We start from the raw sequence: 14,655 nt of genomic DNA, 5'->3' as shown, positions 1-14,655 counted from the left end.
GATCAGTTGTTCGCGGCCTGCGGGGCGGGGGCCGGGGTCTGGACCGCGCCTGCGGCTTCCTCGGCAAGGACGGCGTCCAGGCCGCGATCCAGCTTGGCGCGAAGCCGGTCGGGATCGACATCGTCGGTCTCGGTCGGGTCCAGCGACAGGGCGCGCTGCCACTGGATCTCGGCCTCGCGATAGCGGCCGACCTTCCAGTAGATGTCGCCCAGGTGGTCATTGACCAGCGGGTCCTGCGACATGGTCAGGATCGCCTTTTCCATCGGCGCGACCGCTTCCTGATAGCGGCCCAGCCGGTAATAGGCCCAGGCCAGAGAGTCGAGGATGTAGCCATCGTCCGGCGACAGCTCGACCGCCTTCTTGATGAGGTCGAGCGCCTGGTCCAGGTTCTCGTTCCGGTCGATCCAGCTATAGCCCAGGTAGTTCAGCAGGCTGGCCTGGTTCGGTCGGATCTCGATCGCGGCCAGGAAATCGGCCTCGGCCCGGTCGAACTGCCGGGACCGTTCCAGGGCGATGCCGCGCGCGTAAAGCGGGAACCACCGCGCGTCGTCGGGGGCACCTTCCAGCAGGGCCAGCGCCTTGTCATAGGCCGGCACGGCCTGGGCGAACTTCTCCTGCTGGCGCAGAAGATCGCCAAGCGCGATCCAGGCCTGGGCCAGGTCGGGATAAGCTGCAGTCAGCGACAAGGCGGCCTTGCCGGCCTCGTCCGTGCGGCCTGCGCGCGACAGGGTGTCGATGCGCGCCAGTTCCGCCGCGGGCCGCATCTGGCCCATGCGGCGCAAGGCGTCGTATTCGGGTTCAGCCAGGTCGAACTGCTGACGTTCCTGCAGGATCTGGGCCACCATCAGCCGCGCCTCGGCGGTTTCGGGCGACAGCCAGGCGGCCAGCCGGGCATGGATCAGCGACAGCGGTTCGGGATCCGGGCTGCTGACCAGGGCCGAGGCGAAGGTCAGGAAAACCTGCGATATGCCGTCGGCTGGCGTCTTGACCACATCGAAGGTGACCGGCTGGCCCGCCTTGATCCGGTCGCGCAGGGCCAGAAGCTGCGGCTCGGCCTCGACGCCGGGCACGGCCTCGATCATGGCAACGGCCTCGTCGCGGCGTTCCAGTTGCGCCAGGATCTGCGCCCGGGCGGTGAAGCCCAGGATATGGGCGCCGGTCAGGTCGTCCGCCAGCAGTGATTCGGCCCCTTCGTAGTCGCCGACAAGCGCGCGGGCCAGGGCCAGGTGATAATTCACCATCGGCGCCACGCCCTCGACGCGGGCCAGACGTTCGAACTCGGCAAGCGCCTCGGACGCCTTGCCGGCGCCCAGCAGCCCCCAACCGCGCAGCATCCCGGCCAGCAGGTCGGCCTCGGAATCCGGATCGGTGGGGGTGCCGACATCGGCCAGAAGCCCGGTCCAGTCGCCGGAATGGACCAGCTTTGCCCGGTCGATCAGGCGCGACAGTTCGGTCGGCTCGCCCTCGGACCCGATGCGGGTGGCAAGGGCCACGGCGCGGTCGATTTCCCCTGCCGAAACCAGGGCCACAAGGGCGCTGTCCTGCAGGAAACGGTCGTCGGGATCATGGGCCACGGCCTGCACGAAAAAGCGCGCGGCGGCCTGGAAGTCGTTTTCCACCGTCGCCATGCGCGCCGCCAGGAACGGCCCGGCCAGGCCAAAGGTCACGGGCGCCGGACCGGATACGGGCGCCTCGGCGGCAGGGGCGTCACCCTCGGGGCGCGGATCGGGGCGATCCTGGGCCTGGGCAGGCAGCGACATCGCCGCCAGAAGGGCTGCGATCAGGGCCAGGTTCGGGCGGGTTAGGGTCACGGCATCCATCCCGGAAAGTCACGAAAGCGTTTGACCGACCCTAGCCTGCGCCCCGGCGCGGGGCAACGCCGGGGTCCGCCCTTCTCATCACATATTCGGGTAATTCGGCCCGTCGCCGCCCTGCGGGGTCGTCCAGACGATGTTCTGGCTGGGGTCCTTGATGTCGCAGGTCTTGCAGTGGACGCAGTTCTGGAAGTTGATCACGAAGCGCGGGCCGTTGGCGTCCTCGACCACCTCATAGACGCCCGCCGGGCAATAGCGCTGCGCGGGTTCCGCATATTCAGGCAGGTTGACCGCAATCGGAATCGAGGGATCCTTCAGCTTCAGGTGGCAGGGCTGGCTTTCCTCGTGGTTGGTAAAGGAAAAGGCCACGTTGGTCAGCCGGTCGAAGGACAGCCTGCCGTCGGGCTTGGGATAGTCGATGGGCTTGAACTTGGCGGCCTTGCCCGTGGCCTCGGCATCCGTCTTGCCGTGCTTCCAGGTCCGCAGGATGTTGCGGCCCGTCAGCCCGGCCCCCCACATGTCCATGCCGCCCAGCACCAGCGATGGCCAGAGCCCATAGCGCGACCAGGCCGGCTTGACGTTGCGCACCTTCCTGAGATCCTGGCCGATGGCGCCCGTCCGCACGGCGGTGTCGTAATCCGTCAGCCGGTCGCCCTCGCGCCCCGCGGCAATCGCCGCCGCCGCCGCCTCGGCCGCCTCGATCCCCGAGATCATGGCGTTGTGGTTGCCCTTGATGCGCGGCACGTTGACCATGCCCGCCGAACAGCCCAGCAGCACGCCGCCCGCAAAGGACAGCTCCGGCAGCGACTGGTAGCCGCCTTCGGAGATCGCGCGGGCGCCATAGGAGATGCGCTTGCCGCCTTCCAGCAGTTCCGCCACCATCGGGTGGTGCTTGAAGCGCTGGAACTCCATGTAGGGATAAAGATAGGGGTTCTCGTAGTTCAGGTGGACCACGAAGCCCACCATCACCAGGTTGTCCTCGTAGTGATAGATGAAGGAGCCGCCGCCGGTGTTCTTGCCCAGGGGCCAGCCCATCGTGTGGACCACGCGGCCCTTCTGGAACTTCGAAGGATCGACCTCCCAGATCTCCTTCATGCCGAGGCCGTATTTCTGCGGCTCGTGGCCCTCGGAAAGGTTCAGGCGGTTGATGATCTCCTTGGCCAGGCTGCCGCGCACGCCTTCGCCGATGAAGACATATTTCCCGTGCAGCTCCATGCCGGGTTCATAATGGGGGCCGGGGGTGCCGTCGGACTGCAACCCCATCTCGCCCGCGACCACGCCCTTCACGCGCTCGCCATCCCAGACGACCTGCGACGCCGCCATGCCGGGGAAGATCTCGACGCCCAGTTCCTCGGCCTGTTCGGCCAGCCAGCGACAGACGCTGCCCATGCTGACGATATAGTTGCCGTGGTTGTTCATCAGGCGCGGCATCGGCCAGTTCGGCACGCGGACCTGCCCCGCCTCGCCCAGGACATAGAAGTTGTCGTCGACGACCTCGGTCTTGACCGGGGCGCCGCGTTCCTTCCAGTCGGGGATCAGGCGGTTCAGCCCGATGGGATCCAGCACCGCGCCCGACAGGATATGCGCGCCGACCTCGGACCCCTTTTCCAGGACCACCACGGACAGATCCGGGTCGATCTGCTTCAGCCGGATCGCCGCGGACAGACCCGAAGGTCCCGCCCCCACGATCACGACGTCATACTCCATCGACTCGCGCTCGGGCTGCGTGGTGACGGTCATGGCTCGGCTCCCCCTTGCTTGGCTTTTGTCATGTAGCGATTCTGCCGCGCTGCGGCAATGCTGACGCGACGGCCAAAAACTGCCGGGGATCCGGCCTCTGGTCTTGCAATGGCACGGCAGTTCGGGGCACTTTGCCTCCAACCAAGGTCGCGCCCCTGCCATTCGGATGGCAGGGGCGTTGCCTTAGCATTTGGACGAAACCGCATCCCGCAAAGGTTTGCATCCCGCAGAGGATTGGGCAGCGATGGACAAGATTCCGATGACCCGCAGCGGCTATGCCGCGCTTGAACGCGAATTGGGCGAGCTGAAGTCCAAGGAACGCCCCGCGATCATCCGCCAGATCGCCGAGGCGCGCGAACATGGCGACCTGTCGGAAAACGCCGAATACCACGCCGCGCGCGAAAAGCAGGGCTTCATCGAGGGCCGGATCAAGGAACTGGAATCGATCCTGTCGAGGGCCGAGCAGATCGACCCGTCCAAGCTGTCGGGTTCCGTCAAGTTCGGCGCAATCGTCAACCTTGTGGACGAGGACACCGACGAGGAACGCACCTACCAGATCGTGGGCGAGGCCGAAGCGAATATCGAAAGCGGGCTTTTGAACATCCGCTCGCCCCTGGCCCGCGCGCTGATCGGCAAGGACGTGGGCGACAGCGTCGAGGTGGCGACACCGGGTGGGCAGCGCAGCTATGAAATCCTGGCAATCCGGTACGAATAGCCCATGTCCCTGGTCGCCCGCATCACCTCTCTGGCGCAGCGCGACGCGCTGAGCGTCACCGGCATCGCGCTGTCCGCGGCCTGGCTGTTCCTTGTGGCGCTGTTCTGGCTGATGTCCCCGGGCGGCGAGGGCAGCCAGGGCGGGATCGCCAGGCTGGTCACGATCATGGGCGCGATCCTGCCGCTGGTCCTGATCTGGCTGGCCGTCGGCATGGCCCGCGCCCTGGCCGTCCTGCGCGCCGAGGCGGACGACCTGCGCCATCGCCTGGTCCAGCTTCGCGATGCCGCAGCGACCCGAGGCGCCCCTCTGCAGCGCCCGGCCGCGGAAGGGGCCGTCGCCGAGGACGCCGATTCCCTGCCCCGCACGCCCGCGCCCATGCCTGCACCCGCGCCCTCGCGTCCGGCGCCGCGCCCTGCGGAACAGCGCGCCCTGCCCCCCAGGGCCGAGCCTGCCCCTGCCGCGCCGGTCGATCCCGACACGCTGATCCGCGCGCTGAACTTTCCCGATGGCGCGGATGATGCGCCCGCCATCGCCGCGCTGCGCACGGCCTTGCAGGACCCCGATCATGCCCGCGTCCTGCGCGCGGCGCAGGATGTGGTGACGCTGCTGGCAGGCCAGGATCTGTATATGGACGACCTGTTGCCGGATCCCGCGCCCCTGCCTGCCTGGCGGCGTTATGCCCAGGGCGAAAGAGGCAGCGCGGTCGCGCCCTTGGGCGGCATCCAGGATCCGGTTGCCCTGGACATCGCGGCGGGCCTTCTGCAGCGCGACGAGATCTTCCGCGACACGGCCCACCATTTCCTGCGCCATTTCGACGGGATGCTTGCCCGGCAACTGCCGCAGATGGACGACGCGCAGATCGCCGTGCTGGCCGAAACCCGGTCCGCCCGGGCCTTCATGCTGCTGGGCCGGCTTTCCGGCAACTTCGGCTGATCCCGGGCCGGCCTAGACGGGCCGGCGCAGCAGGGCGACGGGTCCCGACCACGGCCAGCCAAAGCGACCGCGCCCGATCTCGGCAAAGCCCAGGGCGGCATAAAAGGCCATGGCGGCGTGGTTCCTGACCTCGACTTCGGCCCGCAAGCCGGGATGGCCCGATCGGCGCGCGGCACCGGACGCGTTTTCCAGCAGCGCCCGCCCGACACCCTGCCCCCGCCTTGCCGCAACGATCCCGTCGATCACAAGGTCGGCCGTGGGCGGCGCGGCGCGGTAAAGCAGCCGCGCCGCCATGGGCAGGCCGGCAAGAAAGCCGCCGCCCGAGTCGCGAAGCCCTGCCACGCCACCAAGCCGGCCTGCCGCATCGATGGCCGCGATGCCGTGGCAGGCGCGGACAAGGGGCGGGCCGGGCGACAAGGGCGGGGCAAAGGCTGCCCACCAAAGCTGCGCGGCGGGGATCAGGTAGGCGGCGGGAATGGGGCTTGCGATCTTCACCCGGCCTTGCCTTCCGTTTGCGCATCGTGCAACCAAGGTGCCGCGTTCCCGTCTGATGCGAAAGCCCCCATGTCCCCGATCCCCCATCCCGGCGCGTCGTCGCGGCAAGCCCCCGCCGATGCGGCCGAGGCACGGCCTCCTCGCGCGATGTTCCTGCAGGGCGCGGTCAAGTCCTTGCCCTTCCTGATCGTGATGATCCCCTTCGCCGTCCTGTTCGGCGTCGTCGCGACCGAGGCGGGCATGGATATCGCGCAGGTCATGGGCTTTTCCGTGCTGGTGCTGGCGGGGGCGTCCCAATTCACGGCGGTCCAGCTTCTGTCCGACAACGCCTCGGTCGTGATCGTGATCCTGTCCTGCCTTGCGGTGAACCTGCGGATGGCGATGTATTCGGCCTCGCTGGTGCCCTGGCTGCGCCATGCCAGCGGCGGGCAAAAGGCTTGGGTCGCCTATGCCCTAGTGGACCAGAGCTATGCCCTGTCCATCCAGGAATACGAGGCCGACCCCGCGATGAGCCTGCCGCAGCGGCTGGCCTTCTTCGCAGGCGTGGCGACGGTTGTCTGCCTGCCCTGGATGATCTGTTCCTGGATCGGCGCAACCGTGGGCCAGGCCATCCCCGATGGCATCGCGCTTGATTTCGCCATGCCCATCACCTTCCTGGCGATGATCGCGCCGATGCTGCGCACGCCCGCGCATCTGGCCGCCTGCTTCGTGGCGATCGCGGCGGCGCTGCTGCTGGCGGGGCTGCCCTCGGGGCTGGGGCTGCTGATCGCGGCGCCCCTGGGCATGGCCACCGGGGCCATCATCGAGACGCGGGCGAAGGGGAAGGCTGCGGCATGACGAACGGACCTTCCGACCTGACCATCTGGCTGGTGATCGTGGTGCTGGGCATCGGCACCTTCCTGATCCGCTGGTCCTTCCTGGGCGCGCTTGGCAACCGGGACATGCCGCCCTGGGTGCTGCGGATGCTGCGCTATACGCCCGTGGCGGTGCTGCCCGCGCTTGTGGCGCCGCTGGTGGTCTGGCCCGCCGCGACCGGCGGTCAGCCCGACCCGGCGCGGATGGCCGCCGCCACGGTGACGGTGGCGGTCGGCCTGTGGACGAAGAACATGATCGTCGCGATCCTTGCGGGCGCGATCACCCTGTTCGGCCTGCTTTACATGTTGTAGCCGACGATCCGGCCGTCCTTCTGGCGCAGAAGCACGTCATGGTTGTTGGCCGGGTCGCCATCCATGTGGCGCTTCGACTGGACATTGGGCAGGGTCAGGAACCAGTTGCGCAGCTTGATCGGGCTGAAGCCCGTCGGCGCGTTTTCAAACCCCGGCACGCGGCGCAGGGCCTTGCCGCTGTTGACCGCGCAATAGCTTTTGGGCGAAGCGCCCTGCATCTCGACCGAACGGATCGCGGCATCGGCGACCTCGCGGCTGACGAAGACGGTATCCTCGGCCACCCAATAGGTGCTGCGGGCGTGATAATCGATATAGAAGTTCTTGAAGTTGTCGGTGATCCCGTACAGCACGTCGTTGCGTTCGGGGATGCGCGGATGTTCCCAGCTTCCCGCCGGGTCATAGATCACCCGCTGGCTGCCATTGATCATCAGCCCGGAATGACCGCCTTCGCCCCGCGGGATGCCGATCACGGTCAGCAGCGTGATCGACGGCGGCTCGTCCGAGACGAAACGCGCGGCCCGCAGTTCCTCGTCGGTGTCCCAGACGCGTTGGGCGCCGCAGGCGGCAAGGGCGGCAGGCAGCGCGGCCGCAAGGAAAACCCGTCTTTTCATGAATGAAAGCCCGTCGGATCAGCTATTGGCCAGGGCCAGGAAGATCAGCACCAGGATCGACAGGATCGTGGTCCAGGTCGCAAGCTTGATGAAGCCCGCGAAGGTCCGCTGCTGTTCGCTGATGTCCATGGTCCCGACCTTGTGCTCGGTGGTCTCGTGATGATGCGTGGCCATAGGCTGCCCTCCTGTTCCGCTTTGATCCTGCGATAGCCGAAACCGCCTGTCCTGTCACGCCCCCCACAGCAGGGCGCCGTCGCGCTCGCCCATCTGTGACACGATCCCCTGCCGGCGCAGGTGGTTCACATGGGCCACAGCCTCAACCAGGGCCAGGCCGAATTCGCCCGCACCGATCCGGCGCTTGAACAGGATGTCGAAGCAGCCGACCGCGCTGCGCGGTTCTTCCCGCAGGGCCGCGACAAGCCGCGCAAGCGCGCTGTGATGGTTTTCGATCAGTTGCCGCAGCCGCGTGGGCAGGCCGGTGAAGGGCAGCTTGTGGCCGGGCAGGACCAGGTGCCGCGCCTGTGCCAGGTCCAGCATCCGGCCGCAGCTTTCGATCCATTCGCCCACCGGATCGGCCTCGGGCTCGGTCGGGTAGACCCCCAGGTTGGGCGATATCGAGGGCAGAAGCTGGTCGCCCCCGATCACCAGGTCGTCGTCCAGCGACCAGAAGGTCGCGTGGCAGGGCGCGTGCCCGTGACCCATCGCCACCCGCCAGCGGCGGCCCCCGAAGGCAACCTGCTGGCCGTCCACCAGCCGGGTAAAGCCCAAAGGCAGGGGGTGGACGCAATCGGCGAAGTTGAAGGGCCGTTCTGCCGCGCGCTTGTCCAGCATGGCCCCCGGCATCCCGGCACGGCGCCAGAAGGCCAGCGATTCAGGCGTGGCCCGGTCCTGCCGGTCCAGGACCAGCATCCGCGCCGTCAGCCAGGCCGTGCGGCTGATCATCAGTTCGGCCCCGTCCCGCGCCATGAACCAGCCTGCCAGACCGACATGGTCGGGATGATGATGGGTGCCGATGACCCGCAGGATCGGACGCCCCCCCAACGGACCCGCCAGCAGGGCGGCCCAGGCGTCCCGGCCCGCCGGGGTGTCGAAGCCGGTATCGACCAGCGTCCAGCCCTCACCCTCGGCCAGGGCATAGACATTGACGTGATCCAGCGCCATCGGCAGCGGCAGGCGCATCCACAAGACGCCCGGCGCCACCGTCACGGCTTCGCCGGTGGCAGGCGGGGCGTCGAACGGATAGGCGATCACGCCGCCACGTCGCCCGCAAGCGCCGCGTCGCTGATCCCGGCCAGGTCATCCACCCCAGCCAGGGCCTCGGCCAGGTCCGACGCATGGCGCGGCAGGACGCGCGCCATGAAGACCCGCGCCAGGGCCAGTTGCGCCTCGCCCCCCGCCTGCACCGCGCGCAGGTGGTAGAGCCCGCCCAGCACGCGCGCGAAGGCCGTCAGATAGGGCACCGCCCCGGCAAAGCGCACCGGCATCTCGCGCTCGAGCAGCGCATGGGTCGCCTCGCGCAGCGTTTCCGCCGCCTGCCATAGCTGATTGGCCATCTGCGGATGATCGGCCTGCGCGGCCTTGGCGCCGTCCGCGATTTCGTCCAGCAGGCGCAGGGCAGCGTCGCCGCCGTCGGACAGCTTGCGGCCCACAAGATCCATCGCCTGGATGCCGTTTGTGCCTTCGTAGATCGGCGTGATGCGCACGTCGCGCAGATACTGGGCCGCGCCGGTTTCCTCGACATAGCCCATGCCGCCATGCACCTGCACGCCGATATCGGCCACCCGGCAGCCGACATCGGTGCCGTAAGCCTTGGCGATGGGCGTCAGGAAGGCCGCGCGGGCGGCGTGGACCGCATCGCCCGTAGCGCGTTCCAGGTCGATGGCGGTGGCGCAGGCCAAGCCTATGGCGCGGGCGGCGAACACCTCGGCCCGGGCGGTGGCCAGCATCCGGCGCACGTCGGGATGCTGAATGATCGGTCCCATCTGGTTGCGGTCCTGGGCATAGGCGACCGCCTGCTGCAATGCGGCCTCGGCCACGCCCACGCCTTGCATCCCCACGCCAAGGCGGGCCACGTTCATCATCGTGAACATGGCGGCCATGCCCTTGTGTTCGCCGCCCACCAGCCAGCCGGTCGCGCCCTCGAAGCTCATCACGCAGGTGGGGCTGCCGTGGATGCCCAGCTTTTCCTCGAGGCTGACGACCTTGAGGCTGTTGGCAACCCCAGGACGGCCCTGGTCGTCGGGGATCAGCTTCGGCACCATGAACAGGCTGATGCCCTTGGTCCCCTTCGGCGCGCCGGGCAGGCGGGCCAGCACCAGGTGGCAGACGTTTTCCGTCACGTCGCTGTCGCCCCAGGTGATATAGATCTTCTGCCCCGTCACTCGATAGGTGCCGTCGCCATTCGGTTCCGCCTTGGTCACCAGCGCGCCGACGTCACTGCCTGCACCGGGTTCGGTCAGGTTCATCGTGCCAGACCATTCGCCGGAAATCAGCTTGGGCAGATACAGCGCCTTCAGGTCGTCGCTGGCGTGATGTTCAAGCGCCTCGATCTGGCCCTGGGTCAGCAGGGGGTTCAGTTGCAGCGCAAGGCAGGCGCCCGACATCATCTCGGCCACGGCCATGTTCAGGGCCTGGGGCAGGCCCATGCCGCCATGGTGTGGATCGGCCGAAAGCCCGATCCAGCCGCCCTCGGCAATGGCACGGAACCCCTCGGCATAGCCGGGCGACGACCGGACGCGGCCATTCTCCAACACTGCGGGATGTTCGTCGCCCGCGCGGTTCAAGGGGGCCAGCACGTTGGTCGCAAGCTTGCCCGCCTCGGCCAGGATGGCGGCGGCGGTCTCGGCCGTCGCCTCGGCAAAGCGGTCGGTCCGGGCAAGTTCGGGGAACGGCACGACATGGTTCAGGATGAAGTCGATCTGCGCGACCGGTGCCTTGTAGCTCATCTGGATCCCTCTCCCTCGGCGCCTTGGCATTCGGTCCCGGCGCGACTATCAGACTGTCACAAGCCATCTTATGGGGCTTGGAACAAGGCTCAACCGAAACCCGGCGTCACGGATGCAGACCGAACAGCTGTTGCCAGATCAGATGGGCCTGGCCCGCGCGGCGATCCTGCTGGCGGGCGGCGATGTCGTGGCCATCCCGACCGAGACGGTTTACGGCCTTGCAGGGGACGCCCGCAACGGACAGGCAGTCGCGCGGATCTATGCCGCCAAGGGCCGCCCGTCCTTCAACCCGCTGATCGTGCATGTGCCGGATCTGGATGCGGCGCGCCCCATCGCCCAGATCACGCCCGAGGCCGAAGCCCTGGCCGAAGCCTTCTGGCCCGGCGCGCTGACGCTGGTCCTGCCGCTGCGCCCGGATTCAGGCATCGCCTCGCTGGTCACGGCGGGCCTCGATACCATCGCGATCCGCGTGCCCGCCCATCCCGTCGCGCAGGCGCTGCTGCGGCTGACGGGTCCGCTGGCCGCGCCCTCGGCCAATGCCTCGGGCCGGATCAGCCCGACAAGCGCCGCGCATGTGCTGGACCCCGACGGAGGGCTTGACGGCCGCATCGCAGCCATCCTCGATGCCGGACCCTGCGCGGTAGGCCTTGAGTCCACCATCCTGGGCTGGCCGGGGGGCCGCGCCACATTGCTGCGCCCTGGCGGCATCCCTGCCGAAGCCATCGCGGAAAGGCTGGGCCGCCCTCTGGCCCTCCACGAGGCCGATCCCACCGCGCCCAACGCCCCGGGCCAACTGACCAGCCATTACGCGCCGAACGCGACGCTGCGCCTTGACGCCGTCGATCCTCGCGGGGACGAGACGCATGTCGCCTTCGGCCAGCCCGGTCCCTTTTCCCTGTCCGAAACCGGCGACCTGGCCCAAGCCGCGGCGCGCCTGTTCGACACGCTGCGCCGTGCCGACCGGGAAGGCCGTCCTATTGCCGTGGCCCCCATCCCGGACCACGGGCTGGGCGCCGCGATCAACGACCGCCTGCGCCGGGCCTCCGCCCCGCGCGACTGACGACTTATCTTCTGTGCCGAACTATCCCGGGGGAAGTCTGCAGGACGGGGGGGCAGCGCCCCCCTGCCCCGGTCACAGGCCCAGCGAACCGTAGACGTTCGAGATCCGCCGGATCGCCACGACATACCCGGCCGTGCGCATGTCATCGACCTTGGGATTGGACATCCAGACCTCCTTCATCTTCTTGAAGGCCTCGCGCATGGTGTCATCCAGGCCCGACCGCACCAGATCCAGCTCGTCCGCGCCATGCAGGAAGGCCTCCTTGAAGCCCCGCGCCAGCTCGAAGTTGGTTCCCGTGTCGGCCGAAATCCGTTCCAACTCTTCGATCAGCAGGCGCGCGCGGGCCTCCTCGTGGCGGCGCTCAAGCCGGCCCAGGCTGATCTGGGACAGGTTCTTGACCCATTCGAAATAGCTGACCGTGACGCCACCCGCGTTGGCATACATGTCGGGGATGATGACCACGCCCTTGCGCTTCAGGATGGCATCGGCATCAGCGGTCACGGGACCATTGGCCGCCTCGATGATCAGCTTGCACCTGATGCGATCGGCATTTTCGGCATGGATCACGCTTTCGATCGCCGCAGGGATCAGGATGTCGCACTCATCCTCAAGGGCGGCCAGGCCGTTCTCGTTGTAGTCGCCGCCCGAAAAGCCCTTGATGCCCCCGGTCGCGCGGATATGGCCGCGCAGGGCGTCGATGTTGATCCCCTGCGGGTTGCGGATCGCGCCGTCGCGCTCGATCACGCAGGTGATCAGGGCCTTGTCCTCGGCCGACAGGAACTGCGCCGCGTGATAGCCCACATTGCCCAGGCCCTGCACGATCACCCGCTTGCCACCCAGGCCGCCTTCCAGCCCGGCCTTCTTCATCACGTCGGCGTGGCGGAAGAACTCGCGCAGCGCGTATTGCACGCCACGGCCCGTGGCTTCGACCCGGCCCTCGATCCCACCGGCATGGCGCGGCTTGCCGGTGACGCAGGCCTTGGCGTTGATGTCGTCGGGATGCAGCCGCTTGTAGGCATCGGCCATCCAGGCCATCTCGCGTTCGCCCGTCCCCATGTCCGGCGCCGGGACGTTCTGGCTGGGCGAGATCAGATTGCGCCGCGACAGTTCATAGGTGAAGCGGCGGGTGATCCGCTCCAGCTCATCCTCGTTCCAGGCGCGCGGGTCGATGCAAAGACCCCCCTTCGATCCGCCGAAGGGCACCTCGACCAGGGCGCATTTATAGGTCATCAGCGCGGCCAGGGCCTCGACCTCGTCCTGGTTCACGTCCAGCGAATAGCGGATACCGCCCTTCACGGGCTCCATATGTTCCGAATGGACGGACCGATAGCCGGTGAAGGTGTGGATCTGGCCGCGCAGCCGGACCCCGAAGCGCACCGTATAGGTCGAGTTGCAGACCCTGATCTTTTCTTCCAGGCCCGGCTGAAGGTCCATCAGGCTTGCGGCATGGGTGAACATCCGCTCGACTGAATCGCGGAAGGATACATGGGGGATCGCCATCAACAGCTCCTGATATTCGCTGGCTCGGTTCGGTGGTTGCCCAGAGGCTATGCCAGTGCGCCAGAGGGTCCAAGACCAAACTGAACAAAAACAAGGCATCTTCTCTGCTTCTTGCCCGGCATTGCCCCATCAGGGTCCATATCCGAAAGGAATCGACTGCAACCTTGGACGCTCATTCGGGGTTGAAGCCGCAGCCCTCGGTGATAGGCATGTTCCATTTGGGGATAAAAGATGGCCAAATGTCAGGCGGTTAGTCCAGGCCGCAAGTTCGATCAGGTCATTCGCGGCGCCACCGCGATCTTTCTGCGCGACGGGTTCGCCGGGGCAAGCGTCGATGACATCGCGGCCGAGGCGCAGGTGTCCAAGGCGACGCTCTACAGCTATTTCCCGGACAAGACGGCCATGTTCCAGGAAGCCATGCGCGCAGAAGCGGCCCGCCTCGAGGATGGCTTTGCCCTGGACATCGACACGGATCTGTCCCCCGACCAAGCCCTGCCCCTGATCATCGCCGCGATTGCCGCATGGATGGCGGATCCCGCGCGCATCAACTTCCTTCGTCTTCACCTGGCCGAGGCGGGCCGCTGCGGCACCCCGCCGGGGGGCGGGCGGGACCGGCTGGTGCGGATCATCCAGGACGCGGTCCAGCCCCACCTGGATCGCTGGGCACGAAGCGGGCAGCTTGCGATCGAGGACACGGGCCTTGCCACGCGCCAGCTTGTCGCGCTGTCCCTTTCGGGCATTGTGGACGGCCTTCTGTTCGATCCCCGGTCAAGGATGGCCAAGGCCGATACCGATGTGGTGGCACGCTCGGCCGCGCAGCTGTTCCTCCGGGCCTTCATGCCGGCCAGCCCGCCCGAACGCCGCCGCCGCGCCGGCGGGCAATGATGCAAACGTGACGGCCGCGACGCCTTCTCAAGGCAGGGCGCGGCCTGTATCATCCGCAAGCCAAGCCCGCGACAGACGGGCGCTCCCGAGGGAATATCGACGATCATGAAGATTATCACGATTCTGCTGCCGCTTGCCGCTGCCAGCCTGGTATCGGCCTGCATGGCCCCGGCCCCGGTTCCGGCGCCGATCCCCGAACCCGCGCCGGTGGCCTATGTGCCCCCCGCGCCCACGCCCGCGCTTGGCGTGTCGGGCCTGACCGAACGCAAGCCCGACCTGTGCGGCGCGACCAAGAACTATGGCTCGTCGGTCGGCCAGCCGGGCAGCGTGATCCCGACCCTTGGCATCACCAAGGACTATCGCGTGGTCGAATATCGCGGGATCGAGCCGCAGGACTATGACCCCAACCGGATCGTCTTCCGCCTGGATGCGGCCGGAACCATCACCAATGTCGATTGCGGGTGACGCCATGACTGCCAGAAGCCTTATCCTTGCCCTGACCGCCACCGCCATCCTTGCCGCCTGCGAGCCGGTGCCGGTCGAGCCCCTGCCCGACACGCCCCCCGACGACTGCCGGGCCTCGGCCTACCAGGGGCTTGTGGGCCAGCCGGTATCCGTCCTGACGGCCATGACCTTCCCGATCGGCACCCGCCAGATCGGACCGGACGATGCCGTCACCTCGGATTTCCGGCCCGAGCGTCTGAACATCGAATACGGCCGCACCGGCTTGATCGAGAAAGTCAGCTGCTACTGACCCAGGCAAGGGCGGCAAGGCGCCGCCCTTTTCGCCA

The 14,655-nt window shown here is 67.7% G+C and carries 16 protein-coding genes; 8 read left to right on the top strand and 8 right to left on the bottom strand.

From position 1 onward, the window contains the following. Positions 1-2: 2 nt before the first annotated feature. Positions 3-1,811: a tetratricopeptide repeat protein gene (locus IE224_RS04920; RefSeq protein WP_229849248.1), complete on the bottom strand. Its 1,809-nt coding sequence runs from the start codon at positions 1,809-1,811 to the stop codon at positions 3-5. Positions 1,812-1,898: 87 nt separating this feature from the next. Further along, positions 1,899-3,554, bottom strand: coding sequence for an electron transfer flavoprotein-ubiquinone oxidoreductase (locus IE224_RS04915; protein WP_191308488.1), 1,656 nt, complete (start codon positions 3,552-3,554; stop codon positions 1,899-1,901). A gap of 244 nt (positions 3,555-3,798) precedes the next feature. On the opposite strand from IE224_RS04915, the gene greA reads away from it, so the two are divergent. Further along, positions 3,799-4,269, top strand: coding sequence for a transcription elongation factor GreA (gene greA / locus IE224_RS04910; protein WP_167621214.1), 471 nt, complete (start codon positions 3,799-3,801; stop codon positions 4,267-4,269). 3 nt (positions 4,270-4,272) lie between these two features. Then, the gene (locus tag IE224_RS04905) at positions 4,273-5,202 is read left to right on the top strand and encodes a hypothetical protein (protein ID WP_191308487.1); all 930 of its coding nucleotides are present in this window, start codon (positions 4,273-4,275) and stop codon (positions 5,200-5,202) included. 12 nt (positions 5,203-5,214) lie between these two features. On the opposite strand, the gene IE224_RS04900 is transcribed toward IE224_RS04905, so the two are convergent. Next, positions 5,215-5,697 (bottom strand): GNAT family N-acetyltransferase, encoded by a 483-nt coding sequence (locus tag IE224_RS04900; RefSeq protein ID WP_191308485.1) that lies wholly within the window; start codon positions 5,695-5,697, stop codon positions 5,215-5,217. 69 nt (positions 5,698-5,766) lie between these two features. Between IE224_RS04900 and IE224_RS04895 the strand changes: the two genes are divergently transcribed. Together IE224_RS04895 and IE224_RS04890 are read left to right on the top strand one after the other, a co-directional pair. Next, the gene (locus tag IE224_RS04895) at positions 5,767-6,534 is read left to right on the top strand and encodes an AzlC family ABC transporter permease (protein ID WP_191308483.1); all 768 of its coding nucleotides are present in this window, start codon (positions 5,767-5,769) and stop codon (positions 6,532-6,534) included. Next, positions 6,531-6,863, top strand: a complete 333-nt coding sequence (locus IE224_RS04890) for an AzlD domain-containing protein (protein ID WP_191308481.1) — start codon at positions 6,531-6,533, stop codon at positions 6,861-6,863. The genes IE224_RS04895 and IE224_RS04890 overlap by 4 nt, the downstream gene beginning before the upstream one ends. Here the strand turns inward: IE224_RS04890 and IE224_RS04885 are convergent. Genes IE224_RS04885 through IE224_RS04870 form a run of 4 tightly spaced genes read right to left on the bottom strand, consistent with a single transcriptional unit; the run spans position 6,851 to position 10,419 of the window. Further along, positions 6,851-7,474: a hypothetical protein gene (locus tag IE224_RS04885; protein WP_167621210.1), complete on the bottom strand. Its 624-nt coding sequence runs from the start codon at positions 7,472-7,474 to the stop codon at positions 6,851-6,853. The two genes, IE224_RS04890 and IE224_RS04885, sit on opposite strands and share 13 nt — an antisense overlap. A gap of 18 nt (positions 7,475-7,492) precedes the next feature. Further along, positions 7,493-7,648, bottom strand: coding sequence for an aa3-type cytochrome c oxidase subunit IV (locus tag IE224_RS04880; RefSeq protein ID WP_167621209.1), 156 nt, complete (start codon positions 7,646-7,648; stop codon positions 7,493-7,495). 54 nt (positions 7,649-7,702) lie between these two features. Beyond that, positions 7,703-8,725 carry an MBL fold metallo-hydrolase gene (locus IE224_RS04875; RefSeq protein WP_229849247.1) on the bottom strand — a complete coding sequence of 341 codons (1,023 nt, stop codon included), beginning with the start codon at positions 8,723-8,725 and terminating at the stop codon, positions 7,703-7,705. Next, a complete protein-coding gene (locus tag IE224_RS04870) occupies positions 8,722-10,419 on the bottom strand; it encodes an acyl-CoA dehydrogenase family protein (RefSeq protein ID WP_191308480.1) in 1,698 nt (565 codons plus the stop codon). Before IE224_RS04870 ends, IE224_RS04875 begins: the two co-directional genes overlap by 4 nt. A 112-nt stretch (positions 10,420-10,531) precedes the next feature. On the opposite strand from IE224_RS04870, the gene IE224_RS04865 reads away from it, so the two are divergent. Then, positions 10,532-11,479 carry an L-threonylcarbamoyladenylate synthase gene (locus IE224_RS04865; protein ID WP_191308478.1) on the top strand — a complete coding sequence of 316 codons (948 nt, stop codon included), beginning with the start codon at positions 10,532-10,534 and terminating at the stop codon, positions 11,477-11,479. Between the two features lie 72 nt (positions 11,480-11,551). Here the strand turns inward: IE224_RS04865 and IE224_RS04860 are convergent, their stop codons facing one another. Next, a complete protein-coding gene (locus tag IE224_RS04860) occupies positions 11,552-12,979 on the bottom strand; it encodes a Glu/Leu/Phe/Val family dehydrogenase (RefSeq protein ID WP_167621206.1) in 1,428 nt (475 codons plus the stop codon). Between the two features lie 231 nt (positions 12,980-13,210). Here IE224_RS04860 and IE224_RS04855 point away from each other — a divergent pair, with 231 nt between their 5' ends. The 3 genes from IE224_RS04855 to IE224_RS04845 all read left to right on the top strand — a co-directional run bounded on the left by IE224_RS04855 (position 13,211) and on the right by IE224_RS04845 (position 14,618). Next, positions 13,211-13,864: a TetR/AcrR family transcriptional regulator gene (locus tag IE224_RS04855; RefSeq protein ID WP_191308477.1), complete on the top strand. Its 654-nt coding sequence runs from the start codon at positions 13,211-13,213 to the stop codon at positions 13,862-13,864. 105 nt (positions 13,865-13,969) lie between these two features. Then, positions 13,970-14,329, top strand: coding sequence for a hypothetical protein (locus IE224_RS04850; protein WP_229849246.1), 360 nt, complete (start codon positions 13,970-13,972; stop codon positions 14,327-14,329). A 4-nt stretch (positions 14,330-14,333) separates the two neighbouring features. After that, positions 14,334-14,618 (top strand): I78 family peptidase inhibitor, encoded by a 285-nt coding sequence (locus IE224_RS04845; protein WP_167621204.1) that lies wholly within the window; start codon positions 14,334-14,336, stop codon positions 14,616-14,618. Positions 14,619-14,655: the final 37 nt, after the last annotated feature.

This window comes from Paracoccus aerius, assembly GCF_014656455.1.
Lineage (GTDB): Bacteria > Pseudomonadota > Alphaproteobacteria > Rhodobacterales > Rhodobacteraceae > Paracoccus > Paracoccus aerius.
The sequence above is the reverse complement of the archived record's forward strand: the minus strand, read 5'-3'. Positions and strand labels throughout refer to the sequence as shown.

Coding starts and splice junctions, on each gene's coding strand:
- IE224_RS04895 (WP_191308483.1), top strand. CDS start 5,767: ATGTCCCCGATCCCCCATCCCGGCGCGTCGTCGCGGCAAGCCCCCGCC.
- IE224_RS04885 (WP_167621210.1), bottom strand. CDS start 7,474: ATGAAAAGACGGGTTTTCCTTGCGGCCGCGCTGCCTGCCGCCCTTGCC.
- greA (WP_167621214.1), top strand. CDS start 3,799: ATGGACAAGATTCCGATGACCCGCAGCGGCTATGCCGCGCTTGAACGC.
- IE224_RS04860 (WP_167621206.1), bottom strand. CDS start 12,979: ATGGCGATCCCCCATGTATCCTTCCGCGATTCAGTCGAGCGGATGTTC.
- IE224_RS04870 (WP_191308480.1), bottom strand. CDS start 10,419: ATGAGCTACAAGGCACCGGTCGCGCAGATCGACTTCATCCTGAACCAT.
- IE224_RS04855 (WP_191308477.1), top strand. CDS start 13,211: ATGGCCAAATGTCAGGCGGTTAGTCCAGGCCGCAAGTTCGATCAGGTC.
- IE224_RS04915 (WP_191308488.1), bottom strand. CDS start 3,554: ATGACCGTCACCACGCAGCCCGAGCGCGAGTCGATGGAGTATGACGTC.
- IE224_RS04880 (WP_167621209.1), bottom strand. CDS start 7,648: ATGGCCACGCATCATCACGAGACCACCGAGCACAAGGTCGGGACCATG.
- IE224_RS04890 (WP_191308481.1), top strand. CDS start 6,531: ATGACGAACGGACCTTCCGACCTGACCATCTGGCTGGTGATCGTGGTG.
- IE224_RS04865 (WP_191308478.1), top strand. CDS start 10,532: ATGCAGACCGAACAGCTGTTGCCAGATCAGATGGGCCTGGCCCGCGCG.
- IE224_RS04905 (WP_191308487.1), top strand. CDS start 4,273: ATGTCCCTGGTCGCCCGCATCACCTCTCTGGCGCAGCGCGACGCGCTG.
- IE224_RS04850 (WP_229849246.1), top strand. CDS start 13,970: ATGAAGATTATCACGATTCTGCTGCCGCTTGCCGCTGCCAGCCTGGTA.
- IE224_RS04845 (WP_167621204.1), top strand. CDS start 14,334: ATGACTGCCAGAAGCCTTATCCTTGCCCTGACCGCCACCGCCATCCTT.